Annotated in this window: 22 protein-coding genes; 10 read left to right on the top strand and 12 right to left on the bottom strand. The window is 62.9% G+C overall.

Features of this window, described 5'->3' with window-relative positions; translation table 11 throughout:
* The first annotated feature begins 53 nt into the window (after nt 1–53).
* The 3 genes from QME24_RS06260 (at nt 54) to QME24_RS06250 (ending at nt 3,241) form a co-directional block, all read left to right on the top strand.
* Nucleotides 54–941, top strand: coding sequence for a LysR substrate-binding domain-containing protein (locus QME24_RS06260; RefSeq protein WP_054904225.1), 888 nt, complete (start codon nt 54–56; stop codon nt 939–941).
* 93 nt (nt 942–1,034) lie between these two features.
* Nucleotides 1,035–2,144: an agmatine deiminase gene (gene aguA, locus QME24_RS06255; protein WP_054904224.1), complete on the top strand. Its 1,110-nt coding sequence runs from the start codon at nt 1,035–1,037 to the stop codon at nt 2,142–2,144.
* On the top strand, nt 2,144–3,241 hold the full coding sequence (locus tag QME24_RS06250; protein WP_054904223.1) for an extracellular solute-binding protein: 1,098 nt from the start codon (nt 2,144–2,146) through the stop codon (nt 3,239–3,241). Before aguA ends, QME24_RS06250 begins: the two co-directional genes overlap by 1 nt.
* A gap of 105 nt (nt 3,242–3,346) precedes the next feature.
* Here QME24_RS06250 and QME24_RS06245 read toward each other — a convergent pair whose 3' ends face one another.
* The 8 genes from QME24_RS06245 to QME24_RS06210 all read right to left on the bottom strand — a co-directional run bounded on the left by QME24_RS06245 (nt 3,347) and on the right by QME24_RS06210 (nt 13,388).
* A complete protein-coding gene (locus QME24_RS06245; protein ID WP_054904222.1) occupies nt 3,347–5,308 on the bottom strand; it encodes a DNA topoisomerase III in 1,962 nt (653 codons plus the stop codon).
* Between the two features lie 167 nt (nt 5,309–5,475).
* Nucleotides 5,476–5,904, bottom strand: coding sequence for a GNAT family N-acetyltransferase (locus QME24_RS06240; RefSeq protein WP_009683126.1), 429 nt, complete (start codon nt 5,902–5,904; stop codon nt 5,476–5,478).
* Nucleotides 5,897–7,063 carry a cupin domain-containing protein gene (locus QME24_RS06235; RefSeq protein WP_009683125.1) on the bottom strand — a complete coding sequence of 389 codons (1,167 nt, stop codon included), beginning with the start codon at nt 7,061–7,063 and terminating at the stop codon, nt 5,897–5,899. Before QME24_RS06235 ends, QME24_RS06240 begins: the two co-directional genes overlap by 8 nt.
* An 81-nt stretch (nt 7,064–7,144) precedes the next feature.
* A complete protein-coding gene (gene purB / locus QME24_RS06230; RefSeq protein ID WP_154211427.1) occupies nt 7,145–8,515 on the bottom strand; it encodes an adenylosuccinate lyase in 1,371 nt (456 codons plus the stop codon).
* 140 nt (nt 8,516–8,655) lie between these two features.
* A complete protein-coding gene (hflD, locus tag QME24_RS06225) occupies nt 8,656–9,276 on the bottom strand; it encodes a high frequency lysogenization protein HflD (protein ID WP_029887825.1) in 621 nt (206 codons plus the stop codon).
* Nucleotides 9,273–10,397: a tRNA 2-thiouridine(34) synthase MnmA gene (gene mnmA, locus QME24_RS06220; RefSeq protein WP_029887826.1), complete on the bottom strand. Its 1,125-nt coding sequence runs from the start codon at nt 10,395–10,397 to the stop codon at nt 9,273–9,275. Before mnmA ends, hflD begins: the two co-directional genes overlap by 4 nt.
* A gap of 59 nt (nt 10,398–10,456) precedes the next feature.
* Complete coding sequence (locus tag QME24_RS06215; protein WP_054904219.1) at nt 10,457–10,897, bottom strand: NUDIX hydrolase; 441 nt, start codon at nt 10,895–10,897, stop codon at nt 10,457–10,459.
* A 265-nt stretch (nt 10,898–11,162) separates the two neighbouring features.
* A complete protein-coding gene (locus QME24_RS06210; RefSeq protein ID WP_054904218.1) occupies nt 11,163–13,388 on the bottom strand; it encodes an NADP-dependent isocitrate dehydrogenase in 2,226 nt (741 codons plus the stop codon).
* A 487-nt stretch (nt 13,389–13,875) separates the two neighbouring features.
* Between QME24_RS06210 and icd the strand changes: the two genes are divergently transcribed.
* Nucleotides 13,876–15,132, top strand: coding sequence for an NADP-dependent isocitrate dehydrogenase (gene icd, locus QME24_RS06205; RefSeq protein ID WP_054904217.1), 1,257 nt, complete (start codon nt 13,876–13,878; stop codon nt 15,130–15,132).
* Between the two features lie 71 nt (nt 15,133–15,203).
* Here icd and cspD read toward each other — a convergent pair whose 3' ends face one another.
* Nucleotides 15,204–15,464, bottom strand: coding sequence for a cold shock domain-containing protein CspD (gene cspD / locus QME24_RS06200; RefSeq protein WP_280091814.1), 261 nt, complete (start codon nt 15,462–15,464; stop codon nt 15,204–15,206).
* A gap of 230 nt (nt 15,465–15,694) precedes the next feature.
* On the opposite strand from cspD, the gene clpS reads away from it, so the two are divergent.
* Both clpS and clpA read left to right on the top strand, forming a co-directional pair.
* Complete coding sequence (gene clpS, locus QME24_RS06195; protein WP_009683116.1) at nt 15,695–16,057, top strand: ATP-dependent Clp protease adapter ClpS; 363 nt, start codon at nt 15,695–15,697, stop codon at nt 16,055–16,057.
* Between the two features lie 30 nt (nt 16,058–16,087).
* The gene (clpA, locus tag QME24_RS06190; RefSeq protein WP_280091815.1) at nt 16,088–18,358 is read left to right on the top strand and encodes an ATP-dependent Clp protease ATP-binding subunit ClpA; all 2,271 of its coding nucleotides are present in this window, start codon (nt 16,088–16,090) and stop codon (nt 18,356–18,358) included.
* An 84-nt stretch (nt 18,359–18,442) separates the two neighbouring features.
* Here clpA and infA read toward each other — a convergent pair whose 3' ends face one another.
* From infA to aat, 3 genes are all read right to left on the bottom strand, one after another.
* Nucleotides 18,443–18,661 carry a translation initiation factor IF-1 gene (gene infA, locus QME24_RS06185; RefSeq protein ID WP_002553999.1) on the bottom strand — a complete coding sequence of 73 codons (219 nt, stop codon included), beginning with the start codon at nt 18,659–18,661 and terminating at the stop codon, nt 18,443–18,445.
* A gap of 102 nt (nt 18,662–18,763) precedes the next feature.
* Nucleotides 18,764–19,471 (bottom strand): arginyltransferase, encoded by a 708-nt coding sequence (locus tag QME24_RS06180; RefSeq protein ID WP_054904215.1) that lies wholly within the window; start codon nt 19,469–19,471, stop codon nt 18,764–18,766.
* A 55-nt stretch (nt 19,472–19,526) separates the two neighbouring features.
* Nucleotides 19,527–20,210, bottom strand: a complete 684-nt coding sequence (gene aat, locus QME24_RS06175; RefSeq protein WP_054881605.1) for a leucyl/phenylalanyl-tRNA--protein transferase — start codon at nt 20,208–20,210, stop codon at nt 19,527–19,529.
* Nucleotides 20,211–20,584: 374 nt separating this feature from the next.
* Here aat and QME24_RS06170 point away from each other — a divergent pair, with 374 nt between their 5' ends.
* From QME24_RS06170 to crcB, 4 genes are all read left to right on the top strand, one after another.
* Nucleotides 20,585–23,095, top strand: a complete 2,511-nt coding sequence (locus QME24_RS06170) for a DNA translocase FtsK (protein WP_166524967.1) — start codon at nt 20,585–20,587, stop codon at nt 23,093–23,095.
* Between the two features lie 62 nt (nt 23,096–23,157).
* Nucleotides 23,158–23,781 (top strand): outer membrane lipoprotein chaperone LolA, encoded by a 624-nt coding sequence (gene lolA, locus QME24_RS06165; RefSeq protein WP_009683108.1) that lies wholly within the window; start codon nt 23,158–23,160, stop codon nt 23,779–23,781.
* A 12-nt stretch (nt 23,782–23,793) separates the two neighbouring features.
* The gene (locus QME24_RS06160) at nt 23,794–25,119 is read left to right on the top strand and encodes a replication-associated recombination protein A (RefSeq protein ID WP_054904213.1); all 1,326 of its coding nucleotides are present in this window, start codon (nt 23,794–23,796) and stop codon (nt 25,117–25,119) included.
* Nucleotides 25,116–25,490: a fluoride efflux transporter CrcB gene (gene crcB, locus QME24_RS06155; protein ID WP_009683106.1), complete on the top strand. Its 375-nt coding sequence runs from the start codon at nt 25,116–25,118 to the stop codon at nt 25,488–25,490. Before QME24_RS06160 ends, crcB begins: the two co-directional genes overlap by 4 nt.
* The last annotated feature ends 20 nt before the right edge of the window (nt 25,491–25,510 follow it).

Raw genomic sequence — 25,510 nt, 5'->3', positions numbered from 1 at the left:
CGGATGCCGCTTTGCGGCCCTTGCGCGACACAAGGCCCTATCAGGAAAACACCATGCGCCGCCTGCCTTCATTGACTGCCTTGCGCACCTTCGAGTGTGCTGCCCGCCACGGCCACTTCGGCCGCGCCGCCGCCGAATTGTGTGTCACCGACAGCGCTGTCAGTCACCAGATTCGCCAACTCGAGGAGCAACTCGGTGTTGTCCTGTTCGGGCGTGTCGGCCGCCAGGTACGCCCCAGTGCCGAAGCCGGGCGCCTGCTGCATCACCTGCAACAAGCCTTCGAACTGATCGGCAAGGCCTGCGACGAACTGCGTGACCCTGGCTCCCAGGCGGTGTTGCGGGTGGCGGTGACCGCTGAATTGGCACAAAAATGGCTGGTGACGCGCCTGGCTGACTTCAGCAGCCGTTACCCGCACATCACTTTGCACCTGCACGATCAGCCGATCGATGCCGGCGCTCCGGCACTGGATGTCGACCTGGCCATCACTTACGGTACCAGCGCCCTGGACGCCAGCACGCACTTCGTCCGGCCCTTGCCGCTGCTGCAGTTCTTCCCGGTGTGCAGCCCGGGGCTGTTCAACCAGGGCGGCCTCAAGCGCCCGCGCGATCTGGTGCGCCACTGCCTGCTGCATGATGACCAGGACGGCCGCACCTGGACCACCTGGTTGGCCACCCACGCCGAAGACGCCTTGCCCATCCGCCAGTTGTATTTCCCCCATGCCGCCCTGGCCCTGGAGGCCGCATCGCTGGGGCAAGGCATTGCGATGGGGGACAACCTGACCTGTCAGGCTGATTTGCAGAGCGGCCGGCTGGTACGTCCGTTCAGTGCCAGTGTGACGGCACAGGGGCAGTACGCGCTGGTGTGCGAGCGGCTGCGCCTGGAACGGGCGCCGGTGGCCGAATTCATCGACTGGTTCATTGAACAGCTGGGTGACAGTTGAATTGAATTCAGCTATCGCTGAGTTTTCATCGTTGGATGCCCAGCGCGGGGCGGCGTAGCGTGTAGTCATCGCTCACCGACACGAGGTTGATCCATGGCACGTTCGCTCACCACCACCCCCAAAGCCGATGGTTTCCGCTTGCCTGGCGAATTCGAGCGCAAGGCGCGATGCTGGCTCGGTTGGCCCGAGCGCCCGGACGTATGGCGCAATGGTGCCAAGCCTGCGCAGAAAGTCTGGGTCGATATCGTCAGCGCAATCGCGTCCAGTGAGCCCGTCACGGTCTGCGCCTCTGCTGCCCAGTACGCCAACGCCCGGCGCATGCTGCCGCCGCAGGTGCGGGTGGTGGAAATGACCTGCAACGACACCTGGTTTCGCGACAGCGGTGCTTGCTTCATGGTCAACGACAGCAGCGGTGAGGTGCGCGGCGTCGACTTCGAGTTCAACGCCTACGGTGGGCTCGACGGTGGCCTCTACTACCCGTGGGACAAGGACGACCAGATCGCCCAGAAAATGCTCGAAATCGAAGGCCTGGACCGTTACCGCGCCCCATTGATCGCCGAGCTTGGCGGTATTCAGAGTGACGGCCAGGGCAGCCTGTTGACCACCGAGCAGTGCCTGCTCAACCGTAATCGCAACGCGCACCTGGGCAAAGCCGAGGTCACCCGCCGCCTGGAGGATTACCTGGGCGCGGACCAGGTGATCTGGTTGCCCCGTGGCTGCAAGTTCGACGAGACCGATGGCCATGTCGACGACCTGGCGTGCTTCGTGCGCCCAGGCGAAGTGGTGCTGCAGTGGACCGATAACCGCGATGACCCGCAGTGGGAGATCTATCAGGAGGCCTACGACATCCTGCGCAGCACCCGCGATGCCCGCGGTCGAGAGCTGAAGGTGCACAAGCTGCCCCAGCCCGATGTATTGCAGTGGACTGCCGAGGAGGCGGCAGGCCTGGACCAGGTCGAAGGGACTCACCTGCGCGAGGCCGGGACCCGCATCTGCGCGTCGTACATCAACTACTACGCCGGCAACTCGGCTATCGTCGTGCCGTTGTTCGGTGACCGCAACGACAGCGTCGCCCAGGCGACCCTTGCCGAACTGTTCCCCGAGCACCGCATCATCGGCATCGACAACTCCCGCGAAATCCTGCTCGGTGGCGGCAACGTCGCCTGCATCACCATGCCGCAATACGCCGGAGGCCGCCGCTGATGAAACTGACCACGCTGGCGGCTGCGGTCGCCCTGGGCTGCACGGCATCGGTGGCCCTGGCGGCCGACGCACAACAGCCCAGCGTCAATCTGTATATCTGGGGCGAATACCTCGCCCCGGATACCCTGCGCAATTTCGAGAAGGAAACCGGCATCCGGGTGGTCGCCGACCATTTCGACTCGCTGGAAACCGCTGAGACCAAGCTGCTGACCGGGGGTAGCGGGTACGATGTTGTGCTCAGTGCCGGCCAGCACCTGAGCCGCGCGATCGCCAGCGGCGCCTTGGAGCCGCTGGACAAAGCCAAGTTGCCGCACCTGGCGGGTATCGGCGAGGAATTTCGCCAGCACATGGCTGTGTTCGACCCAGGCAACCGCTACGCCGGGACCTATGCCTGGGGCACCACCGGCGTGGGTTACCAGCAGCAGGCCGTGACCATGCGCATGGCCGACGCACCGCTGGGCAGTTGGGCTATGCTGTTCGACCCGCAAGTGGTGGCGAAATTCGCCGACTGCGGGGTAAGCCTGCTCAACGACCCCAATGAAGTGTTCGCCGCGGTGATGCGCTACATGGGCCTGGACATCAACCAGCAGCGCCTTGAAGATCTGAAGGCGGCAGAAGCGCAGTTGCGCAAGGTCCGCCCGTACATTCGTTACTTCGACAACGATCGCAACATCAACGACCTGGCCAATGGCGAAACCTGCGTGGCGATGTCGTGGAACGGCAATGTGGCTATCGCCCAAGGGCAGGCGCAGCAGGCGGGCAAGGCGTTCGTGCTGGATTACAGCATTCCGCAGGAAGGCACGTTGATCTGGCTCGATGCGCTGGTGGTGCCCAAGGATGCGCCGCATCCCGAGGCGGCCTGGAAGCTGATGGACTACCTGATGCGCCCGGAAGTGATCGCGCCGATTACCGATACCATTCACTACGCCAATGCGATCACCGCGGCTGATGGCCTGGTGGATGCAGATATTCGCAATGCCCCGGGAATCTACCCACCGGCTGAGGTGAGGGCGCGGTTGTATAGCAAGAATGACAATGGCAAGGCATTCAACCGCGAGCTCACCCGGGCGTTCAGCCGGTTGAAAAGCGGTACCTGATGGGTGATTTGCAGTGACCGTACTCGCCTCTTCGCGATTGAACCCGCTTCCACAGGTGAGAGCTGCTTAAGCCGCGAAGAGGCCGGTACTTGCAATGCACAAGTGTCAGGTTGCCGCCTTCCTCCGAGGCTGACGCGGCTTGCCAGCCGCCGGCTTGCTCCCAGTCGGTTTGCTTTTTCCAGCACCGCTACGCCGCTTCTTCTTCCACGGCGGCGCCGCCCCGGCTGCCGGCCCGCTGATGGTCATGCGCATACCCTGGCAACGCTCCACCAACTTGCCCATCCATGCCGACTGCCGGGCGACGAAGTCTTCCAGGCTCATCTCGCCACTCTGCACCATGTCCAGGGCCTGTTCCCAGATGGCCGTCGTGCCTGGGTCCGCGATGGCACGGGGCACGGCGTCGATCAGGCTGAACGCGGCAGGCGTGGCCGACAATGCCTTGCCGTTCTTCACCAGGTAGCCGCGGTCTAGCAGCCCCTGGATGATGCTCGCCCGAGTGGCCTCGGTGCCGATGCCGGTGGTTTCCTTGAGCTTTTGTTTCAGCCGCGGGTCGTCCACCAGCTTGGCGACGTTCTTCATTGCCTTGATCAGGTCGCCTTCGGTGAAGGGCTTGGGTGGCTGGGTCCACAGGTCTTTGAGTTGCAGGCCTTGCACGCTGCAGTCCTGGCCTTCGCGTAATGCTGGCAGCACCTGGGCGGGGGGCGCCTCGCGGCCTTTGCCCGGGGTCAGGGCTTCGGGCAGGGCGCGGCGCCAGCCGGGCTCGACGATCTGCTTGCCCACCGCGCGCAGGGCATGGCCCGCGCAGTCGAAGTCGGCCTGGGTGCGGTCGAACTCGTGGTTGGGCAGGAACTGCGCCAGGTAGCGGGCGCGGATCAGGGTGTACACCGCCTTGTACTTGGCTGGCAGGCGCGCCGGGTCGCTGGCAGCGGCAGTGGGGATGATGCCGTGGTGGGCACTGACCTTGGCGTCGTTCCAGGCCCGCGAGCGGCGTTGCGGCTCGAGGTAGGGCTGCAGGGGCGCCAGGCTGGCATCGGCCCGTTGCAGCGCGGCGAGGATGGCTGCTGCCTCGGCGTGCTGGCTTTGCGGCAGATAGCCACAGTCGCTGCGCGGGTAGGTGATCAGCTTGTGGGTTTCGTACAGCGCCTGGGCGATGTCGAGGGTTTCCTGGGCGCCGAGGCCGAATTTTTTCGAGCACAGCTCTTGCAGGGTACCGAGATCGAAGGGCAATGGTGCTGCTTCGCGCACACGCTCGGTGGCCACCTTCATGGCCGTTGCGGTGGCGGCCTGGCCGATATCGGCAGCCGCTCGTTGCGCCAGTGCCTGGTTCAGGCAGCGCCCCTGGTCGTCACAGGCGTCTTCCGGCGCCCGCCATTGCGCGTTGAAACCCTGGCCGGCGTGTTCCAGTTGCACGTCGATAGCCCAGAACGGCACCGGCACGAAGTTCGCGATGCTGCGGTCGCGGTCAACCACCAGGCGCAGGGTGGGCGTTTGCACCCGGCCCACGGGCAGCACGCCCTGGTAGCCGGATTGCCGGCCCAGCAGGGTAAATAGCCGGCTCATGTTCATGCCGATCAGCCAGTCGGCGCGGGAACGGCCCAGCGCCGAGTGGTACAGGTTGAAGGTTTCGTGGCCGGGCAGCAGGCGCGCCAGGGCCTTGCGGATGGAGGCGTCGTCCAGCGCCGACAGCCACAGGCGCTGCACCGGGCCACGGTAGCGACAATGTTCGACCAGTTCGCGGGCGATCATTTCCCCTTCACGGTCGGCGTCGGTGGCAATTACCAGCTCGCGCGCTTCGCCAAGCAGGCGCTTGACCGCCTTGAACTGGCTGGCGGTCTTGGGTTTGACCAGCATCTTCCATTTGTCTGGAATGATCGGCAGGTCGGCCAGGTTCCAGCGCTTGTAGCGTTCGTCGTAGCTGTCGGGCGGGGCGGTTTCCAGCAGGTGGCCGATGCACCAAGTTACGCAGACGTTGGTGCCTTGCCAGCAGCCGTCGCCCTTGCGGGTGGCGCCGAGCACTTTGGCGATGTCTTTTGCCTGGGAGGGTTTTTCGCAGAGGAACAGGCGCATGGCCGGGAACGCTTCATCGAGGAATGATGAGCACTAGGATGCGCAAGCAGGGGCGCGGAGGCAAGTTTTATCTGGATGGATGTACAGCTTTTTGTGAGTGAGCATGTCACCTGCCTTTACCGGCCTCTTCGCGGGTTTCCCGCGAAGAGGCCGGTAAAAGCTATGGGTCAGGGGCGCGAGTCGCGCACCATGTCTACGTGCGGGATGCCGGCTTCGAGGAACTCTTCGCTGACTACGCGGAAGCCCAGCCGCTCGTAGAACGGCGTGGCGTGGACCTGGGCGCTGAGCATCTGCTGCTTCAGGTCACGGTTCTGCGCTTCGACGATCACCGCATTCATCAGTGCGTCACCCACCTTCAGCCCACGCCAGTCCTTCAATACCGAGACCCGGCCGATGGTGCCATCGGGCAGCAGGCGGGCGGTGCCGATCGGATAGTCCCCTTCCAGGGCCAGGAAGTGCACGGCGGTCGGATCTTCCGAGTCCCATTCCAGCTCCGGCGGCACGTGCTGTTCGGCGATGAACACCGCTTCACGGATACGGCGGATGTCGGCGTTGTCCTTGTGCCAGTCGGCGAGGCGCACACGAATCTTATTCATTGGCGAATCCCAGGCTTCCTTGTTTCACCAGTTGCTGTACCAGCATAAGGCCATCTTCATCCTGCAGCCATTCGCCGAGGTTGTCGATGTGCAGTGCGTCGGCCGCGCACACCAGTTTCAGCAGCTCGCGCAGCTTGCCAGGCAGTGGGCAGCTGCGGCCGCTGGCGAACAGCAGCAGGTCGTCTTCGAATTCCGACCAGGCCAGGCGGGCACTCGGGTTGCGGATCAGGATGGCGCCTTGCTCCAGCGCATCGACCAGCTCCTCTTCGCTCAGCTCTTCACCGACGATCTGTTCCGGGTAGCGCGGTTCGGTCATGAACTGGCCAAACCAGGTCAGCAGCAGGTCTTTGTCGTTCATGTGCTTGTCGAGCAGCGCCTTGAGGCGGTCGAGGGCGTCATGCTGGATCTGGTGCGGGTCGCTGGCAGGCTGGGCGTCGGCGTCGCTGTAGCGTTCTTCGTCGGGCAGGAACTGGCCGAGGAAGTCGGTGAAGTGGGTGAGTACTTCGGCGGCGCTAGGGGCACGGAAGCCAACCGAGTAGGTCAGGCACTCGTCCACGGCAACGCCGTAGTGGGCCAGGCGTGGTGGCAGGTACAGCATGTCACCTGGCTCCAGGGTCCATTCTTCGCCCTGCTCGAACTCGGCCAGGATACGCAGGTCGGCATGCTCCAGCAGCGCACTGTCGCTGCTGCACATCTGGCCGACCTTCCAGTTGCGCTGGCCGTGGCCCTGCAACAGGAACACGTCGTAGTTATCGAAGTGCGGGCCAACGCTGCCACCAGGGGCAGCGAAGCTGATCATCACATCATCGATGCGCCAGCTGGGCAGGAAGCGGAAGTTCTCCAGCAGCTCGGCGACTTCCGGAACGAACTGGTCGACGGCCTGTACCAGCAGGGTCCAGTCTTTTTCCGGCAGCTCGGCGAAGGTCTCTTCGGTGAACGGGCCACGGCGCAGTTCCCACGGGTGGGCGCCATGCTCCAGCACGATACGCGACTCGACTTCTTCCTCCAGGGCCAGGCCAGCCAGCTCGTCGGGGTCGATTGGGCTGATGAAGTCCGGGAAGGCCTGGCGCACCAGCAGCGGCTTTTTCTGCCAGTAGTCGCGCATGAATTCGCGGGCCGAGATGCCGCCGAGCAGCTGCAGTGGAGTATCAGGATTCATGTTCAACCTATTGAAAAAACGTAATTTTCGTACGGGAATAAAAACGCCCGGCCAGGCCGGGCGTTGTATGCGGCGGTCTGCTTAGACGCGTTTGGCCTGGGCTGCCGCGTTACCGATGTAGGTAGCAGGGGTCAGCAGCTTGAGCTCGGCCTTGGCTTCGGCTGGCATGTCCAGGCCGTCGATGAAGGTCAGCAGCGCTTGTGGGGTGATGCCCTTGCCACGGGTCAGCTCTTTGAGCTTTTCGTAGGGGTTTTCGATGTTGAAGCGGCGCATCACGGTCTGGATCGGTTCGGCCAGCACTTCCCAGCAGGCGTCCAGGTCGGCGGCGATGCGGGCTTCGTTCACTTCCAGCTTGCCGATGCCTTTGAGGCTGGCTTCGTAGGCAATGACGCTGTGGGCGAAGCCCACGCCCAGGTTGCGCAGCACGGTCGAGTCGGTCAGGTCACGCTGCCAGCGCGAGATTGGCAGTTTGCTGGCCAGGTGCTGGAACAGGGCGTTGGCGATACCCAGGTTGCCTTCGGAGTTTTCAAAGTCGATCGGGTTGACCTTGTGCGGCATGGTCGAAGAGCCGATTTCGCCGGCCACGGTCTTCTGCTTGAAGTAGCCCAGCGAAATGTAACCCCATACGTCACGGTCGAAGTCGATCAGGATGGTGTTGAAGCGGGCGATGGCGTCGAACAGTTCGGCGATGTAGTCGTGCGGCTCGATCTGGGTGGTGTACGGGTTGAACTGCAAGCCCAGCTCGTCTTCGATGAAGGCGCGGGCGTTGGCCTCCCAGTCGATCTGCGAGTAGGCCGACAGGTGGGCGTTGTAGTTGCCCACGGCGCCGTTGATCTTGCCCAGCAGCGGTACGGCGGCAACCTGGGCGATCTGGCGCTCCAGGCGGTACACGACGTTGGCCAGTTCCTTGCCCAGGGTGGTCGGCGAAGCCGGCTGGCCGTGGGTGCGCGACAGCATCGGCACGTCGGCGTGGGCGTGGGCCAGGGTACGAATGGCCTCGGCGATCTGGCGCATCAGCGGCAGCAGCACGTCGTCACGGCCAGCGCGCAGCATCAGGGCGTGGGACAGGTTGTTGATGTCCTCGCTGGTGCAGGCGAAGTGGATGAACTCGCTGACCTTGGCCAACTCAGGCAACTGGGCGGCCTGCTCCTTGAGCAGGTATTCGATCGCCTTGACGTCGTGGTTGGTGGTGCGCTCGATTTCCTTGACGCGCTCGGCGTGCTCAAGCTTGAAATCGCTGGCAAGGGTGTCCAGCAGTGCGTTGGCCTCGGCGGAGAACGCCGGCACTTCGCCAATTTGCGGGTGGGCGGCCAGGCGCTGCAACCAGCGCACTTCGACCAGGGCGCGGAAACGGATCAGGCCGAATTCGCTGAAGATGGGGCGCAAGGCCTGGGTTTTGCCGGCGTAACGGCCGTCTACAGGGGAAACCGCAGTGAGCGAAGAAAGCTGCATGGGGTGTTCTCGGACAGTCAGGCTTTTGGAAGGGCGCGTATCATACATGAAAAAGGCAGGCGGCGAGCTTCAAGCTGCAAGTAGCAAGTAAAAGCCGACGTGCTGCTTCTGCTTGCTGCTTGTAGCTTAGAGCTTGCAGCTTACCCTCGCATCATGTCGTACAGCTCGTTCAACAGTTTGCGCCGGCTGAACACCAGTTGCCAGCGGTGCCCGCCCAGCTGGCGCCACAGGCGCGCGGCGCGAATGCCGGCGAGCAGCAGGGCGCGGATTTTCGAGGCGTTGCTGGCCTGCTGCAGGAAGCGCATGTCGCCGTGTACCTGGATGCGCTGGCGCAGGGTGCTCAAGGTGTCCTGGTACAAGGCTCCGCTGGAAGCGATGACATTTTCGTGAACCAGGCCGAAATGATCGGCCTGCGACTGGATTTGTGGCAGGCGGTTGCCGATGGTGTCGAGCAGGTCGCCACGCTTGTTCAACTGGCGCTCCAGGCCCAGCATCGACAGGGCGTAGCGCAGGGGCTCGCGCTGCAGGCTGCTGGGGTCGCGCTCCAGGGCGCCGACCAGCGCGCGATAGCCATCGCGCAGGTTCAGGTCGTCGCCGCCGAACACTTCCAGGGTGTCTTTGGGGTCGCGTACCAGCAAGCTGCCCAGCATGCAGCCGATGTTGGCCTCGCTGGCCTGGCCGGTGCGGGCGATGCGGTCAACCAGCACGGCTGCCTGGAAGACGCCGCCCAGGGCAATCAATTGCTCGCGCAGTGTGCTCATGCCCGCGGGCTCCACGGCTCGGCCGCCTCGATCACGCCGCCACCCAGGCACACCTCGCCATCATAGAACACCACCGACTGGCCCGGCGTCACGGCGCGCTGGGGCTCGTCGAACACGGCGCGGTAGCCGCCGTCGGTCAGCGCCAGGGTGCAGCGCTGGTCGCTCTGCCGGTAGCGTACCTTGGCGGTGAGCTGGCGCGGGCTGCTCAGGTCTACCGGGTTGACCCAGAAGATTTCCGACGCGAGCAGGGCGCGGGAGAACAACCATGGGTGTTCGTTGCCCTGGCCGACCACCAGCACGTTGCGGGTCAGGTCTTTGTGCAGCACGTACCAGGGCTCGTCACCGGCGTCCTTCAGGCCGCCGATACCCAGGCCCTGGCGCTGGCCGATGGTGTGGTACATCAGGCCATGGTGGCGGCCGATCACCTCGCCTTCGGTGGTTTCGATATTACCTGGCTGGGCGGGCAGGTACTGCTTGAGGAAGTCGCTGAAGCGGCGTTCACCAATGAAGCAGATGCCGGTGGAGTCCTTTTTCTTGGCAGTGGCCAGGCCGTGTTTTTCGGCAATGGCGCGGACCTCGGGTTTTTCCAGTTCGCCCACCGGGAACAGCGTGCGGGCGATTTCCTTGCCGCCAACGGCGTGCAGGAAATAGCTCTGGTCCTTGTTCGGGTCCAGGCCTTTGAGCAGTTCGGTAACGGCGCCGGTGTCGCGGCGGCGTACATAGTGGCCGGTGGCAATCAGGTCTGCACCCAGCGACAGGGCATAGTCGAGGAACGCCTTGAACTTGATTTCGCGGTTGCAGAGGATGTCCGGGTTGGGCGTACGGCCGGCCTTGTACTCTTCGAGGAAGTGCTCGAACACGTTGTCCCAGTACTCGGCGGCGAAGTTGGCGGTGTGCAGCTTGATACCGATGCGGTCGCACACGGCCTGGGCGTCGGCCAGGTCTTCACGGGCGGTGCAGTATTCGGTGCCGTCGTCTTCTTCCCAGTTCTTCATGAACAGCCCTTCCACCTGGTAGCCCTGCTCGATGAGCAGAAGGGCGGAGACGGAAGAGTCCACGCCGCCGGACATGCCGACGATGACGCGGGTCTTGGCGGGGTCTTTGAGTGCTGGGCTGGTCATGGGTACCGGTGTGTATCAAGGGGGGAAAACGCCGATTCTATCAAAGCCGCGGCGCTACGTCAGTCGCGCAGCAGCGCAAGGCTGTGCAGCGGGCCTGCAAGGTAGTCGTCCAGGCAGCGCGGCACCAGCTCGCTGCGCCAGCGGGTGGGGTCGGCCAGCAGCTCTTCGCGGGTCAGCCAGACAGCGCGGACGATGTCGCTGTCCAGGGCCAGGTCGGCATGGTGGCGCACGGGGCGGGCGGCAAAGCAGATGCGCTGGTAGGTCACGCCGTTGCTGGGCGCAGTGTACAGGTAGATGCCGACCACGCCGGTGAGCTCGACTTCCCAGGCGGTTTCTTCCAGGGTTTCGCGCAGGGCGGCCTGGGGCAGGGTCTCGTTGGCTTCCAGGTGCCCGGCGGGCTGGTTGAAGACGTGCCGGTCGGCTTTGAATTCTTCGACGAACAGGAATTTGCCGTCCTGCTCGACGATGGTGGCGACGGTGATGTGGGGTTGCCATGACACGGTCGATTCTCTCCCTAAGTAGCAAGTAGCAAGTAGCAAGTAGCAAGTAGCAAGTAGCAAGTGGCAAGTGGCAAGTGGCAAGTGGCAAGTGGCAAGTGGCAAGTGGCAAGTGGCAAGTGGCAAGTGGCAAGTGGCAAGTAGCAAGTTGAAGCAATCCGCGTACCGCTTCGACTTGTAGCTTGTAGCTTGTAGCTTGAAACTTACAGCTGAAAAAGCACAAACCCCGGTGCGTGGCCGGGGTTTGTGCTGTTACGTCAAGCGGACCTTACAGGGCGGCGATGGCGCTGTTCAGGGTCTGGCTTGGGCGCATCACCTTGGCGGTCAGCTCGGCATCCGGGGCGTAGTAGCCACCGATATCGGCTGGCTTGCCCTGAACGGCGTTGAGCTCGGCGACGATGGTCTCCTCGTTCTCGGTCAGGGTCTTGGCCAGTGGGGCGAAGCGTGCCTGCAGGGCGGCGTCGTCGCTCTGTGCAGCCAGGGCCTGGGCCCAGTACAGGGTCAGGTAGAAGTGGCTGCCGCGGTTGTCGATACCGCCGACTTTGCGCGATGGCGACTTGTTGGTGTCGAGGAACTTGCCGGTTGCCTGGTCCAGGGTGCTGGCCAGAACCTTGGCGCGCGGGTTGTCGTAGGTGTTGCCCAGGTGCTCCAGGGAAGCGGCCAGGGCCAGGAATTCACCCAGCGAGTCCCAACGCAGGAAGTTCTCTTCGACCAGCTGCTGCACGTGCTTGGGGGCCGAGCCGCCGGCGCCGGTTTCGAACAGGCCGCCACCACTCATCAGCGGCACGATCGACAGCATCTTGGCGCTGGTGCCCAGTTCCATGATCGGGAACAGGTCGGTCAGGTAGTCGCGCAGTACGTTACCGGTAACCGAGATGGTGTCCTTGCCTTCGCGAATGCGGGCCAGGGAGAACTTGATGGCGTCGACCGGGGCCATGACACGAATGTCCAGGCCGGTGGTGTCGTGATCCTTCAGGTACTTTTGCACCTTCTCGATCATCACGCCGTCGTGGGCACGGGCCGGGTCCAGCCAGAACACCGCTGGGGTGTTGCTCAGGCGGGCACGGTTGACGGCCAGCTTGACCCAGTCCTGGATCGGCGCGTCCTTGGTCTGGCACATGCGGAAGATGTCACCGGCCTCGACGTTCTGCTCCAGAACCACGTTGCCCTTGCTGTCGACCACGCGAACCACGCCGTCGGCCTTGACCTGGAAGGTCTTGTCGTGGGAACCGTACTCTTCGGCTTTCTGCGCCATCAGGCCAACGTTCGGCACGCTGCCCATGGTGGTAGGGTCGAAGGCGCCGTTGGCCTTGCAGTCTTCGATGGTGGCCTGGTAGATGCCGGCGTAGCAACGGTCCGGGATCACTGCCTTGGCGTCTTGCAGCTCGCCAGCGGTGTTCCACATCTTGCCCGAGTCACGGATCATGGCCGGCATCGAGGCGTCGACGATCACGTCGCTCGGTACGTGCAGATTGGTGATGCCCTTGTCGGAGTTGACCATGGCCAGGGCCGGGCGCTGGGCGTACAGGGCCTGGATATCGGCTTCGATCTCGGCCTGCTTGTCAGCTGGCAGGTCCTTGATGCGGGCGTACAGGTCGCCGATGCCGTTGTTGGCGTTGAAGCCCACTTCGGCCAGGGCGGCGGCGTGCTTGGCCAGCACGTCGTTGTAGAACTCTTCGACGATGACGCCGAACATGATCGGGTCGGAGACCTTCATCATGGTGGCTTTCAGGTGTACCGACAGCAGCACGCCGGTGGCCTTGGCGTCGGCGATCTGCTCGGCGATGAAGGCCTTCAGGGCCTTGCGGCTCATGGTTGCGCAGTCGATGACTTCGGCAGCCTTGACCGCGGTCTTTTCCTTCAGCACGGTGGTGCTGCCGTCTTTGCCGACCAGTTCGATACGTACGCTGTCGTCAGCTTCGATCAATGCAGCCTTTTCGCTGCCGTAGAAGTCGCCTTGGGTCATGTGGGCGACGTGCGACTTGGAGTCGGCGGCCCAGGCGCCCATCTTGTGCGGGTGCTTGCGCGCGTAGTTCTTGACCGACAGCGGTGCGCGGCGGTCGGAGTTGCCTTCACGCAGGACCGGGTTCACGGCCGAACCTTTGATGCGGTCGTAGCGGGCGCGGGATTCTTTCTCTTGCTCGGTGGCCGGCTCGTCGGCGTAGTCAGGGATGTTGTAGCCCTTGCCTTGCAGCTCCTTGATCGCGGCTTTGAGCTGCGGTACCGAGGCGCTGATGTTCGGCAGCTTGATGATGTTGGCTTCGGGGGTGGTAGCCAGCTGGCCCAGTTCCGCCAGGTGATCGCCTACTTGCTTCTCTGCGCCCAGTTGCTCCGGGAAGGCGGCAAGGATACGGCCAGCCAGGGAGATGTCGCGAGTTTCGACAGCGATGTCAGCCGAAGCGGTGAACGCTTCGATGATCGGCAGCAGCGAGTAGGTGGCGAGGGCAGGGGCTTCGTCGGTGAAGGTATAGATGATCTTGGAACGGGTGGGCATGCGGGTTAACTCTCTGTGTGCTGAGCGTGCTCGAGTCTCGTGGTGCGCAGGGTAAGGCGCATCGCCCTGGCAAGCCATGAGCGGAAAGTCGAGAAGCTGCGAGCGGTGATGGTGGATGCATCAGTCGAGCGTCAAGTGCTGAACTGCGGTAACAGCCCAGGCTTTGGCAGCCAGGCGGAAAAGGCCCGGCTTTTCGGCCGATCACGGCCCAGGGCGGTCCGCATTTTCCTGGGATTCGCCCCGATGACCCAACGGTCGCGGCGGAGTATACCAAACCATTTGGCCTAATCAGCAAGGCCAAGTGATATCGGCCCATTTATAAGACCAAAGACTGAGGGGCAATGTGGCGTAATGCCGCAGTGCTGGCGAGGTGTTCTGCGCGGGCGCGCCCGCGCCCCCGCCGTCAGCTTGCAGGTCGGCAGATGTGGTTTAGGCTCATTGCTACGCTTGATGTCCAACCCACACCCGATAGCGGAGTAGTGCAAGCATGGCATACCAGAAAATCAAGGTTCCGACCGACGGCGCCAAGATCACCGTCAATGCAGACCATTCGCTCAACGTGCCCGACCAGCCGATCATTCCCTACATCGAAGGCGACGGGATCGGCGTTGACGTCTCACCGGTGATGATCAAGGTGGTCGATGCCGCTGTGCAGAAAGCCTATGGCGGCAAGCGCAAGATCGCCTGGATGGAGGTGTACGCCGGCGAAAAGGCCACCCAGGTCTACGACCAGGACACCTGGCTGCCGCAGGAAACCCTCGACGCCGTGCGTGAGTATGTGGTGTCGATCAAGGGCCCGCTGACTACCCCGGTGGGTGGCGGCATCCGTTCGCTGAACGTGGCTTTGCGCCAGCAGCTGGACCTGTATGTGTGCCTGCGCCCTGTGCTGTGGTTCCAGGGCGTGCCAAGCCCGGTGAAAAAACCGGGGGATGTCGACATGGTGATCTTCCGGGAAAACTCCGAAGACATCTATGCCGGCATCGAATGGAAGGCCGGTTCGCCGGAAGCAGACAAGGTGATCAAGTTCCTCAAGGAGGAAATGGGCGTTACCAAGATCCGTTTCGACCAGGACTGCGGCATTGGTATCAAGCCGGTTTCCCGCGAAGGGACCAAGCGTCTGGTACGCAAAGCCCTGCAATATGTGGTGGATAACGACCGCGAGTCGCTGACGCTGGTGCACAAGGGCAACATCATGAAGTTCACCGAAGGTGCCTTCAAGGACTGGGGCTACGAAGTGGCGCGTGACGAGTTCGGTGCCGAGTTGCTCGACGGCGGGCCGTGGATGAAGTTCAACAACCCCAAGACCGGCCGCGAAGTCATCGTCAAGGACGCGATTGCCGACGCCATGCTCCAGCAGATCCTGCTACGCCCGGCCGAGTACGATGTTATCGCCACGCTCAACCTCAATGGCGACTATTTGTCTGACGCCCTGGCGGCGGAGGTGGGCGGCATCGGTATCGCCCCGGGGGCCAACCTGTCCGACACCGTGGCCATGTTCGAGGCTACCCACGGCACGGCGCCCAAGTATGCCGGGCAGGACAAGGTCAACCCGGGTTCGGTGATTCTTTCGGCAGAAATGATGCTGCGCCACATGGGCTGGACCGAGGCCGCCGACCTGATCATCAAAGGCACCAATGGCGCGATTGCGGCCAAGACCGTGACTTACGACTTCGAGCGCCTGATGGACGGTGCCACGCTGGTGGGAAGTTCGGGCTTCGGCGATGCCATGATCAAACATATGTAAGCGAATGTGAAACGGCCGCTTCTGGTAAAGAAGCGGCCTTTCTTATCGTTTACCGCTGGCAGGGCAGTCGGTCAGGCGCCGGCCGTGCTGCCCACGGGCTGTGCACTGGCCGGCGCGGGCGCAGCCGTGGATGCACTTCTGATGTTGACGGCATGTAAACCTTTCGGGCCTTGGATGACATCGAAGGTCACGGCTTGGCCGGCCTTGAGCGTCTTGTACCCGTCCATCTGGATGGCTGAATAATGAGCGAACAAGTCGTCGTTCTTGCCCTCTTCATTGACGAATCCATAGCCCTTGGCATTGTTGAACCACTTGACTTTACCGCTTGCCATCCCTATGTCCCTCTGCAAAGGACTCCATCACTGGAGTATCATCCACTTCATCCGCATACGAACCTTGCGAAAAAATCTGGTTGACTGCGCGGATCTTTATCGACCACGGTGGGTTCCTATTGGTTGTAACACCGTTTTGCCGATAGTCAAGGTCATGCAGCGGCTGCACCAATGGCCGTTCGCAGGGTCAACCCACAACCTTAACCTGTCGATGTGATGAAATTCTTTCCATGCATGCACACAGCCAGATTCGACTAACATTCAATCAGGATCGTCCTCAATCGAATGAGGACGATGGCTCCGGTCTGGCGGTTCAGGAAGCCAAGCCGATCCTGCAGGCGCCACCGATGTACAAGGTGGTTTTGTTCAACGATGACTACACACCGATGGATTTCGTCGTCGAAGTGCTCGAGACGTTCTTCAGTCTGAACCGCGAGCTGGCGACCAAGATCATGCTGACCGTCCATACCGAGGGGCGGGCAGTGTGCGGATTGTTTACCCGTGACATCGCCGAAACGAAGGCTATGCAGGTCAACCAATACGCCAGGGAAAGCCAGCATCCGCTACTCTGTGAAATCGAGAAGGACGGTTAATCGCCGACCACTTGGGTATGAGGTGAAGCTATGTTAAACCGCGAGCTCGAAGTCACCCTCAATCTTGCCTTCAAGGAGGCCCGTTCGAAGCGTCATGAATTCATGACCGTCGAACATCTGCTGCTGGCACTCCTGGACAATGAGGCTGCCGCGACCGTTCTGCGCGCCTGTGGCGCCAATCTCGACAAGCTCAAGCACGACCTGCAAGAGTTCATCGATTCGACCACGCCGCTGATTCCTGTCAACGATGAAGACAGGGAAACCCAGCCAACCCTGGGCTTCCAGCGTGTGCTGCAACGCGCCGTGTTCCACGTACAAAGCTCTGGCAAGCGTGAAGTGACCGGCGCCAACGTACTGGTGGCGATCTTCAGCGAACAGGAAAGCCAGGCCGTGTTCCTGCTCAAGCAGCAAAGCGTGGCCCGCATCGATGTGGTCAACTACATCGCCCATGGCATCTCCAAGGTGCCGGGGCATGGCTCGCAATCCGAGAGCGACCAGGACATGCAGGACGAAGAGGGTGGTGAAACCTCTTCTTCCAGCAACCCGCTGGACGCCTATGCCAGCAACCTCAACGAGCTGGCGCGTGCTGGCCGCATCGACCCGCTGGTTGGCCGCGAGCAGGAAGTGGAGCGCGTTGCGCAGATCCTTGCCCGCCGCCGCAAGAACAACCCGCTGCTGGTGGGTGAGGCCGGGGTGGGCAAAACGGCGATTGCCGAAGGGCTGGCCAAGCGTATTGTCGATGGCCAGGTGCCTGACCTGCTGGCACAGAGCGTGGTGTACTCGCTCGACCTGGGCGCGCTGCTGGCCGGTACCAAGTACCGCGGCGACTTCGAGAAGCGCTTCAAGGCGCTGCTTGGCGAGCTGCGCAAGCGGCCTCAGGCCATTCTGTTCATCGATGAGATCCACACCATCATCGGTGCCGGTGCGGCGTCGGGTGGGGTAATGGATGCGTCCAACCTGCTCAAGCCGCTGTTGTCTTCGGGTGAAATCCGCTGCATCGGCTCCACGACCTTCCAGGAATTTCGTGGCATCTTCGAGAAGGACCGTGCCTTGGCGCGGCGCTTCCAGAAGGTAGACGTCAGCGAACCCTCGGTTGAAGACACCGTGGGCATCCTGCGTGGCCTGAAAGGGCGGTTCGAAAGCCACCACAATATCGAGTACAGCGACGAAGCCCTGCGCGCCGCCGCCGAGCTGGCCTCGCGCTACATCAATGACCGGCACATGCCGGACAAGGCCATCGACGTGATCGACGAGGCTGGCGCCTACCAGCGCCTGCAGCCGGAAGCCAGCCGCGTCAAGCGCATCGACGTGCCGCAGGTGGAGGATATCGTCGCCAAGATTGCGCGAATTCCCCCGAAGCATGTCAGCAGCTCCGACAAGGAACTGCTGCGTAACCTGGAGCGCGACCTGAAGCTGACCGTCTTCGGTCAGGGCCAGGCCATCGATTCGCTGTCCACGGCCATCAAGCTGTCGCGTGCCGGCCTCAAGGCACCTGACAAGCCAGTGGGTTCGTTCCTGTTTGCCGGCCCTACCGGCGTCGGCAAGACCGAAGCGGCCCGGCAATTGGCCAAGGCGCTGGGTGTGGAGCTGGTGCGCTTCGATATGTCCGAGTACATGGAGCGCCATACCGTTTCGCGCTTGATCGGTGCACCGCCCGGCTATGTCGGGTTCGACCAGGGTGGTCTGCTGACCGAGGCGATTACCAAGCAGCCGCACTGCGTGTTGCTGCTCGACGAAATCGAGAAGGCGCACCCGGAAGTCTTCAACCTGCTGCTGCAGGTGATGGACCACGGTACCCTTACCGACAACAACGGGCGCAAGGCCGACTTCCGTAACGTGATCCTGATCATGACCACCAACGCCGGCGCGGAAACCGCGTCGCGGGCCTCGATCGGCTTCACCCATCAGGACCATGCGTCCGATGCGATGGAAGTGATCCGCAAGAGCTTTACGCCAGAGTTCCGCAACCGCCTGGATACCATCATCCAGTTTGGCCGCCTGAGCACCGAAACCATCAAGAGCATCGTCGACAAGTTCCTTATCGAACTGCAGGCGCAACTCGAAGACAAGCGCGTGCTGCTTGAGGTCAGCGACGAGGCCCGCGGCTGGCTGGCGGCCTCGGGGTATGACGCGCAGATGGGCGCGCGGCCGATGGCGCGGTTGATTCAGGACAAGATCAAGCGGCCGTTGGCCGAGGAGATCCTGTTCGGTGAGTTGGCCGAGCATGGCGGTGTGGTGCACGTCGACTTGCGCGATGGCGAGTTGGTGTTCGACTTCGAGACCACGGCTGAAGTAGCGTGATACATGGGGCTGCCACGCAGCCCCTTACAAACTTGAAGCCATGAAAAAGCCCGGCACTTGGCCGGGCTTTTTCATGGCTGGAGCTTAGCGCGCACGGTAGGTGATGCGGCCCTTGCTCAGGTCATAAGGCGTCAGCTCGACGCGGACCTTGTCGCCAGTGAGAATACGGATGTAGTTTTTGCGCATCTTTCCGGAGATGTGCGCGGTTACGACGTGCCCGTTTTCCAACTCCACGCGGAACATGGTGTTGGGCAGGGTGTCGACGACAGTACCTTCCATTTCGAAGCTGTCTTCTTTCGACATGCAGTTGAGCCCTCGGTGTCCAGTGTTGGCCCGACGCATATCCGCACCGGGCAAAAAAGTGGCGTGGATTATGCCGGAAAACTGTGTGTCAAGCCAATGCTTTCAGTTGAGGGTGACCCAGCGCTGGTTTATCAACAATTCGATGGGCCGATACTGTGTCTTGTAGTTCATCTTCTTGCAGTTCTTGATCCAGTAGCCCAGGTACACCGCCTCCAGATCCTTGCGCAGGGCTTCGCCGATCTGCCAGAGAATGGCGAAACGGCCCAGGCTGCGGCGCTCTTCGTCGGGCTCGTAGAAGGTGTAGACCGCTGACAGGCCATTGGGCAGCACGTCGCACACGGCCACTGCCATCAGCCGGCCGGCCAGGCGAAATTCGTAGAACCAGCAGAAGGGCAGGTCCCGCACCAGGAAGGTGGAAAACTGGTCGCGGCTGGGTGGGTACATGTCACCGTCGGCATGGCGGGTTTCGATATAACGCCGGTACAGCTCGAAGTACTCTTCCTTGAACGCCGGGCGCGCTGCGCTCACGGTGAGGTCGGCATTGCGCTTGAGAATGCGCCGCTGCTGGCGGTTGGGAATGAAGCGGGCCGCGGGAATGCGCGCCGGTACGCAGGCGTTGCAGTTCTGGCAGTGGGGGCGATACAAGTGGTCGCCACTGCGGCGAAAACCCATGTCCGACAAGTCGGCATAGACGTTCACGTCCATCGGCTGGCTGGGGTCGAGGAACAGCGTGGTTGCCTGCTCGTCGGGCAGGTAACTGCAGGAGTGGGGTTGAGTGGCATAGAACTTCAACCGCGCCAACTCTGTCATGATCAACCCCTCGGTGAGACTTTGTTCTAAGTGTAAGCCAGCCAGGGAAAACCGCCTAGGCAACCACCCAGGTCGCGCTGTTGGGCTGGTCGAGGTGGCGGGCCAGGTAGCGGGCGAACTCGGCGCGGCTGATGGCATGGGCGCCGAGGCTGTGCAGGTGGTTGGTGGGCATCTGGCAATCGATCAGTACGAAGCCGGCCTGGCGCAGGTGCTCGACCAGGGTCACGAAACCGACCTTGGAGGCGTTGTCGGCGCGGCTGAACATCGATTCGCCGAAGAACAACTGGCCCATGGCCAGGCCGTACAGGCCGCCGACCAGTTCGCCGTGCTGGCGTACTTCGACCGAGTGGGCAATGCCGCGACGGTGCAGTTCGCAGTAGGCGTTGCGCATGGTATCGGTGATCCAGGTGCCGTCGGCGTAATCGCGGGGGGCGGCGCAGGCGTCGATGACCGCCGGGAAGTCGCTGTCGAAACTGACCTGGTAGCGCCCCTGGCGCATCAGCTTGGCCAGCGAGCGCGATACGTGAAGCTGGTCGGGCAGCAACACCGTGCGCGGGTCGGGTGACCACCACAGGATCGGCTGGCCGTCCTGGTACCAGGGGAAGCAGCCATGGCGGTAGGCCTGCACCAGCCGTTCGGGGCTCAGGTCGCCGCCGGCGGCGAGCAGGCCGTTGGGTTCGTGCAGGGCCTTTTCCAGGGGCGGGAAGGTCAGCGAGTCGCGGGTCAGCCAGGTGAGCATGGTCTATCGTGCGGTGGGGGAGGGGAGCGGGCAGCATGGCGTGCGCGCCCGGCAGGGTCAATGGCTGAGCGCCGGCAGCGGCGGCCAGGGCCGGCACGGCCGCGGAATTCGGGCAATTTCCTGCACATTGATGAAACCACAGGCACCATCCGCTACATTTGCTGTCATACCTGTGCAAAAACACAGCATAAGCCTTTGTCACGAAAGAAAATGCGTGCTCAAATTGCAGGCATGTGAGAGTCGCCCCCGCTTGAGCGCCATATGGCGCGCCGTCATGGCAGTGGGCGGGCAGTAATGTTAAAAGTAGTGGTTCATTGGTCGCACTGCCGGCCGAGCACTATTGGACGCGCAACACGCGCAGGAATAGACGTGTTTTGAAGAAATCCACCGCAACCCCAGCTCCCTTGCCCGTGCCCCTGTGGCGGCAGCAGCTGCATTATCGCCTCAAGGAAGGTGCGTTGATCGCCGTTGGCGCTCTGTGCCTGTACCTGTGGATGGCGCTGCTGACCTACGACACTTCGGATCCGGGCTTCAGCCACACCGCCACCGTCGACCAGGTGCAGAACGCCGCCGGGCGTGCCGGTGCCTACTTTGCCGACATCCTGTTCATGGTGTTGGGTTACTTCGCCTATATCTTCCCGCTGCTGCTGGCGGTGAAAACCTGGCAGATCTTCCGCCAGCGCCATCAGCCCTGGGACTGGAGCGGCTGGCTGTTTTCCTGGCGGCTGATCGGCCTGGTGTTCCTGGTGTTGTCGGGGGCGGCGCTGGCGCATATCCACTTCCATTCGCCTGCGAGCTTGCCATTTTCTGCCGGCGGCGCCCTGGGCGAGAGCCTTGGCGACCTGGCGCGCAACCTGCTGAACGTGCAGGGCAGTACGCTGATGTTCATTGCCCTGTTCCTGTTCGGCCTGACCGTGTTCACCGACCTGTCATGGTTCAAGGTGATGGACCTGACGGGCAAGATCACCCTCGACCTGTTCGAACTGGTGCAGGGCGCCGCCAATCGCTGGTGGGAAGCCCGCAACGAACGCAAGCGCCTTGAAGCGCAGTTGCGCGAGGATGAGCCCGTGGTGAAGGCCGCGCCAACGGTCGCCGAGAAACGCGAACCCGCCAAACCGGCGCTGCGTGAGCGCATCTTCAAGCGCGAAGAGGCGCCGGCGGCGGTGGTCGAGCCCCGCGAGCCGACCCTCGGGCGCGAGCCCGTTGCCCCGGTCCGCGAACCGGCCCTGGCCCGCGAGCCGGTGGTCCCGCCCCGCGAGCCAAGCCTTGCCCGTGTGCCGTCGTCCACGCCAACCATCGTGCCCCCGGCCGTAGACAAGGCGCCAGAGCCGAGCAAGCGGGTGATGAAAGAGAAGCAGACGCCGCTGTTCATCGACAGCGCCGTGGAGGGCACGCTGCCGTCTATTTCCATCCTCGACCCGGCCGAGCAGAAGAAGATCGAGTACTCGCCAGAATCCCTGGCCGGTGTCGGTCAGCTGCTGGAAATCAAGCTCAAGGAGTTCGGCGTTGAGGTCTCGGTGGACTCCATCCACCCAGGCCCGGTGATCACCCGTTACGAAATCCAGCCTGCCGCTGGCGTCAAGGTCAGCCGTATCGCCAACCTGGCCAAGGACCTGGCGCGGTCGCTGGCGGTGACCAGCGTGCGTGTGGTCGAGGTCATCCCCGGCAAGACCACCGTGGGTATCGAGATCCCCAACGAAAACCGCCAGATGGTGCGTTTCTCCGAAGTGCTGGCCACGCCGCAGTACGATGAGCAGAAGTCCCCTGTCACCCTGGCCCTGGGCCACGACATTGGCGGCAAGCCGGTGATTACCGACCTGGCCAAGATGCCCCACCTGTTGGTGGCCGGTACCACGGGTTCCGGTAAGTCGGTGGGGGTCAACGCGATGATCCTGTCGATCCTGTTCAAGTCCAGCCCGGAAGACGCGCGGCTGATCATGATCGACCCGAAAATGCTCGAGCTGTCGATCTACGAAGGCATTCCGCACCTGTTGTGCCCGGTGGTCACCGACATGAAGGACGCCGCCAACGCCCTGCGCTGGTGCGTGGCCGAGATGGAGCGCCGCTACAAGCTGATGGCGGCCATGGGTGTACGTAACCTGGCCGGCTTCAACCGCAAGATCAAGGATGCCCAGGAAGCCGGGGAAATCATCCACGACCCGCTGTACCGCCGCGAAAGCATGGACGACGAGCCGCCGGCGCTGAAAACCCTGCCGACCATCGTGGTGGTGGTCGACGAATTCGCCGACATGATGATGATTGTCGGCAAGAAGGTCGAAGAACTGATCGCCCGTATCGCGCAGAAAGCGCGTGCGGCGGGCATTCACCTTATCCTCGCCACCCAGCGCCCCTCGGTGGACGTGATCACCGGTCTGATCAAGGCCAACATCCCGACCCGCATGGCCTTCCAGGTGTCGAGCAAGATCGACTCGCGGACCATCATCGACCAGGGCGGTGCCGAACAACTGCTGGGCCACGGTGACATGCTGTACATGCCGCCGGGCACCAGCCTGCCGATCCGGGTGCATGGCGCGTTCGTTTCCGACGACGAGGTGCACCGCACGGTCGAGGCGTGGAAGCTGCGCGGCGCCCCAGACTACAACGACGACATTCTCAATGGCGTGGAAGAAGCCGGCAGCGGCTTCGACGGCGGCGGCGGTGGCGGTGATGGCGACGATGCCGAAACCGATGCGCTGTATGATGAAGCGGTGCAGTTCGTGCTCGAGAGCCGTCGTGCTTCCATTTCTGCGGTACAGCGCAAACTGAAGATCGGCTACAACCGTGCCGCCCGCATGATCGAGTCGATGGAAATGGCCGGCGTCGTTACCCCGATGAACAGCAACGGCTCGCGGGAAGTAATTGCCCCAGGCGGCCCGCGCGACTGATGAACACCCTGCCGGGCGCCAGTGTTGGTGCCCGGCCCTTTCAATGCTCAATGAGGATTCCCATGCGCGCGATTCGCATGCTGTTGGTTTCTGCCCTGACCCTGGGCTCGGTTACCGCTTATGCCGGTGAGCAGGATGTGCAACGCCTGACCCAGTTGCTGGAAAAGTCACAGACCATCGAGGCCAATTTCTCCCAGCTGACCTTGGGCGCCGATGGCACCAGCCTGCAGGAAACCTCGGGCAAGATGACCGTCAAGCGTCCGGGCCTGTTCTACTGGCATACCGACGCACCGCAGGAGCAAGTGGTGGTGTCGGACGGCAAGAACGTCACCCTGTGGGACCCGGACCTGGAACAGGCCACCATCAAGAAGCTCGACGTGCGCCTGAACCAGACCCCGGCGCTGCTGCTGTCGGGTGATGTATCGAAAATCAGCCAGAGTTTCGACATCACCTCGAAGGAGCAGGGCGAAGTCATGGACTTCACCCTCAAGCCGAAAACCAAGGACACCTTGTTCGACTCGCTGCGCGTGTCGTTCCGCAAGGGCCTGATCAATGACATGCAGCTGATCGACAGCGTCGGCCAGCGCACCAACATCCTGTTCAATGGCGTCAAGGCCAACCAGGCGGTGCCGGACAGCAGGTTCAAGTTCGACATTCCCAAAGGCGCGGACGTGATCAAGGAGTAACCAGAGCTCGCCATGGACCTGTTTCGAAGCGAACCTGTCGCCCAGCCTCTGGCGGCCCGCCTGCGCCCGTCCAACCTGGACGAGTACGTAGGCCAGGAGCACCTGCTGGCGCGCGGCAAACCGCTGCGCGAGGCATTGGAGCAAGGCGCGCTGCACTCGATGATCTTCTGGGGCCCGCCAGGGGTAGGCAAAACCACCCTGGCGCGGCTGCTGGCGCAGTTCTGTGATGCGCATTTCGAAACCGTGTCGGCGGTACTGGCCGGGGTGAAGGAAATTCGCCAGGCGGTGGAGGTTGCCAAGCAGCAGGCAGGGCAATACGGCCGCCGCACCATTCTCTTCGTCGACGAGGTGCACCGCTTCAACAAGTCGCAGCAGGATGCCTTCTTGCCCTACGTGGAAGACGGCACCCTGCTGTTCATTGGCGCCACCACCGAAAACCCCTCGTTCGAGCTTAACAACGCACTGTTGTCGCGGGCGCGGGTGTACGTGCTCAAGAGCCTGGACGAGGCGGCGTTGCGCAAGCTGGTCGACCGCGCCCTCACCGAGGAGCGTGGCTTGGGCAAGCGCAACCTGCGGGTGGGCGACGATGCCTTCAAGATGCTGATGGCCGCCGCAGACGGCGATGGCCGGCGCATGCTCAATTTTCTCGAAAATGCCTCGGACCTGGCCGAAGACGGCAGTGAAATCGACGTCGAGATGCTGCAGAGCCTGTTGGGCGACAGCCGTCGCCGTTTCGACAAGGGCGGCGAAGCCTTCTACGACCAGATTTCCGCGCTGCACAAATCGGTACGCGGTTCCAACCCGGACGGCGCGCTGTACTGGTTCGCGCGCATGCTCGACGGCGGCTGCGACCCGCTGTACATCGCCCGCCGTGTGGTGCGCATGGCCAGCGAAGACATTGGCAACGCCGACCCGCGGGCACTCGGCTTGTGCCTGGCCGCCTGGGATGTACAAGAGCGCCTGGGCAGCCCCGAAGGCGAGCTGGCGGTGGCCCAGGCCATTACCTACCTCGCCTGTGCGCCGAAGAGCAACGCGGTGTACATGGGCTTCAAGACCGCCCTGCGCGAAGCCGCCGAGCATGGCTCGCTGGAAGTGCCACTGCACTTGCGCAATGCGCCCACCAAGCTCATGAAGCAACTGGGTTACGGCGACGAGTACCGCTACGCCCATGACGAGCCCGACGCCTATGCGGCCGGTGAGGACTACTTCCCCGATGCACTCGAGCCACGCCAGTACTACCAGCCGGTGCCGCGCGGCCTGGAACTGAAAATCGGCGAGAAGCTGCGCCACCTGGCCGACCTGGACCGCAACAGCCCCCGTCAGCGGAGAAAACCATGATTGCCTTGATCGCTGCCGTAAGTGCCGGGGGCGTCGCCGGTACGTTGCTGCGCTTTGCCACCGCCAATTGGGTCACCGCCCACTGGCCACGGCACTTCTATGCCGGTACGCTGGCGGTCAACCTGGTTGGCTGCCTGCTGATCGGCCTGCTTTACGGCTTGTTCCTGCACAAGCCACTGGCGCCGGTCGAGTTGCGCGCCGGCTTGATCGTCGGCTTCCTTGGTGGCCTTACGACTTTTTCCTCTTTTTCGCTCGACACCGTGCGCCTGATGGAAAGCGGGCAAGTACCGCTGGCCTTGGGCTATACCAGTATCAGCGTAGTGGGCGGGCTGCTCGCGACCTGGGCCGGCCTGTCCCTGACCCGTTTCTGAACCAACACCTACCTATAACG

The sequence above is a fragment of the Pseudomonas sp. PARCl1 genome (assembly GCF_947311875.1).
GTDB lineage: Bacteria > Pseudomonadota > Gammaproteobacteria > Pseudomonadales > Pseudomonadaceae > Aquipseudomonas > Aquipseudomonas juntendi.
Note: the sequence above shows the minus strand (reverse complement) of the source record. Positions and strands in the feature narration are given on the sequence as shown.

Excerpts from the sequence above, each read along its gene's own strand:
- QME24_RS06260 (WP_054904225.1), top strand. The coding sequence starts at position 54 with ATGCGCCGCCTGCCTTCATTGACTGCCTTGCGCACCTTCGAGTGTGCT.
- aguA (WP_054904224.1), top strand. The coding sequence starts at position 1,035 with ATGGCACGTTCGCTCACCACCACCCCCAAAGCCGATGGTTTCCGCTTG.
- QME24_RS06250 (WP_054904223.1), top strand. The coding sequence starts at position 2,144 with ATGAAACTGACCACGCTGGCGGCTGCGGTCGCCCTGGGCTGCACGGCA.
- QME24_RS06245 (WP_054904222.1), bottom strand. The coding sequence starts at position 5,308 with ATGCGCCTGTTCCTCTGCGAAAAACCCTCCCAGGCAAAAGACATCGCC.
- QME24_RS06240 (WP_009683126.1), bottom strand. The coding sequence starts at position 5,904 with ATGAATAAGATTCGTGTGCGCCTCGCCGACTGGCACAAGGACAACGCC.
- QME24_RS06235 (WP_009683125.1), bottom strand. The coding sequence starts at position 7,063 with ATGAATCCTGATACTCCACTGCAGCTGCTCGGCGGCATCTCGGCCCGC.
- purB (WP_154211427.1), bottom strand. The coding sequence starts at position 8,515 with ATGCAGCTTTCTTCGCTCACTGCGGTTTCCCCTGTAGACGGCCGTTAC.
- hflD (WP_029887825.1), bottom strand. The coding sequence starts at position 9,276 with ATGAGCACACTGCGCGAGCAATTGATTGCCCTGGGCGGCGTCTTCCAG.
- mnmA (WP_029887826.1), bottom strand. The coding sequence starts at position 10,397 with ATGACCAGCCCAGCACTCAAAGACCCCGCCAAGACCCGCGTCATCGTC.
- QME24_RS06210 (WP_054904218.1), bottom strand. The coding sequence starts at position 13,388 with ATGCCCACCCGTTCCAAGATCATCTATACCTTCACCGACGAAGCCCCT.
- icd (WP_054904217.1), top strand. The coding sequence starts at position 13,876 with ATGGCATACCAGAAAATCAAGGTTCCGACCGACGGCGCCAAGATCACC.
- cspD (WP_280091814.1), bottom strand. The coding sequence starts at position 15,464 with ATGGCAAGCGGTAAAGTCAAGTGGTTCAACAATGCCAAGGGCTATGGA.
- clpS (WP_009683116.1), top strand. The coding sequence starts at position 15,695 with ATGCATGCACACAGCCAGATTCGACTAACATTCAATCAGGATCGTCCT.
- clpA (WP_280091815.1), top strand. The coding sequence starts at position 16,088 with ATGTTAAACCGCGAGCTCGAAGTCACCCTCAATCTTGCCTTCAAGGAG.
- infA (WP_002553999.1), bottom strand. The coding sequence starts at position 18,661 with ATGTCGAAAGAAGACAGCTTCGAAATGGAAGGTACTGTCGTCGACACC.
- QME24_RS06180 (WP_054904215.1), bottom strand. The coding sequence starts at position 19,471 with ATGACAGAGTTGGCGCGGTTGAAGTTCTATGCCACTCAACCCCACTCC.
- aat (WP_054881605.1), bottom strand. The coding sequence starts at position 20,210 with ATGCTCACCTGGCTGACCCGCGACTCGCTGACCTTCCCGCCCCTGGAA.
- lolA (WP_009683108.1), top strand. The coding sequence starts at position 23,158 with ATGCGCGCGATTCGCATGCTGTTGGTTTCTGCCCTGACCCTGGGCTCG.
- QME24_RS06160 (WP_054904213.1), top strand. The coding sequence starts at position 23,794 with ATGGACCTGTTTCGAAGCGAACCTGTCGCCCAGCCTCTGGCGGCCCGC.
- crcB (WP_009683106.1), top strand. The coding sequence starts at position 25,116 with ATGATTGCCTTGATCGCTGCCGTAAGTGCCGGGGGCGTCGCCGGTACG.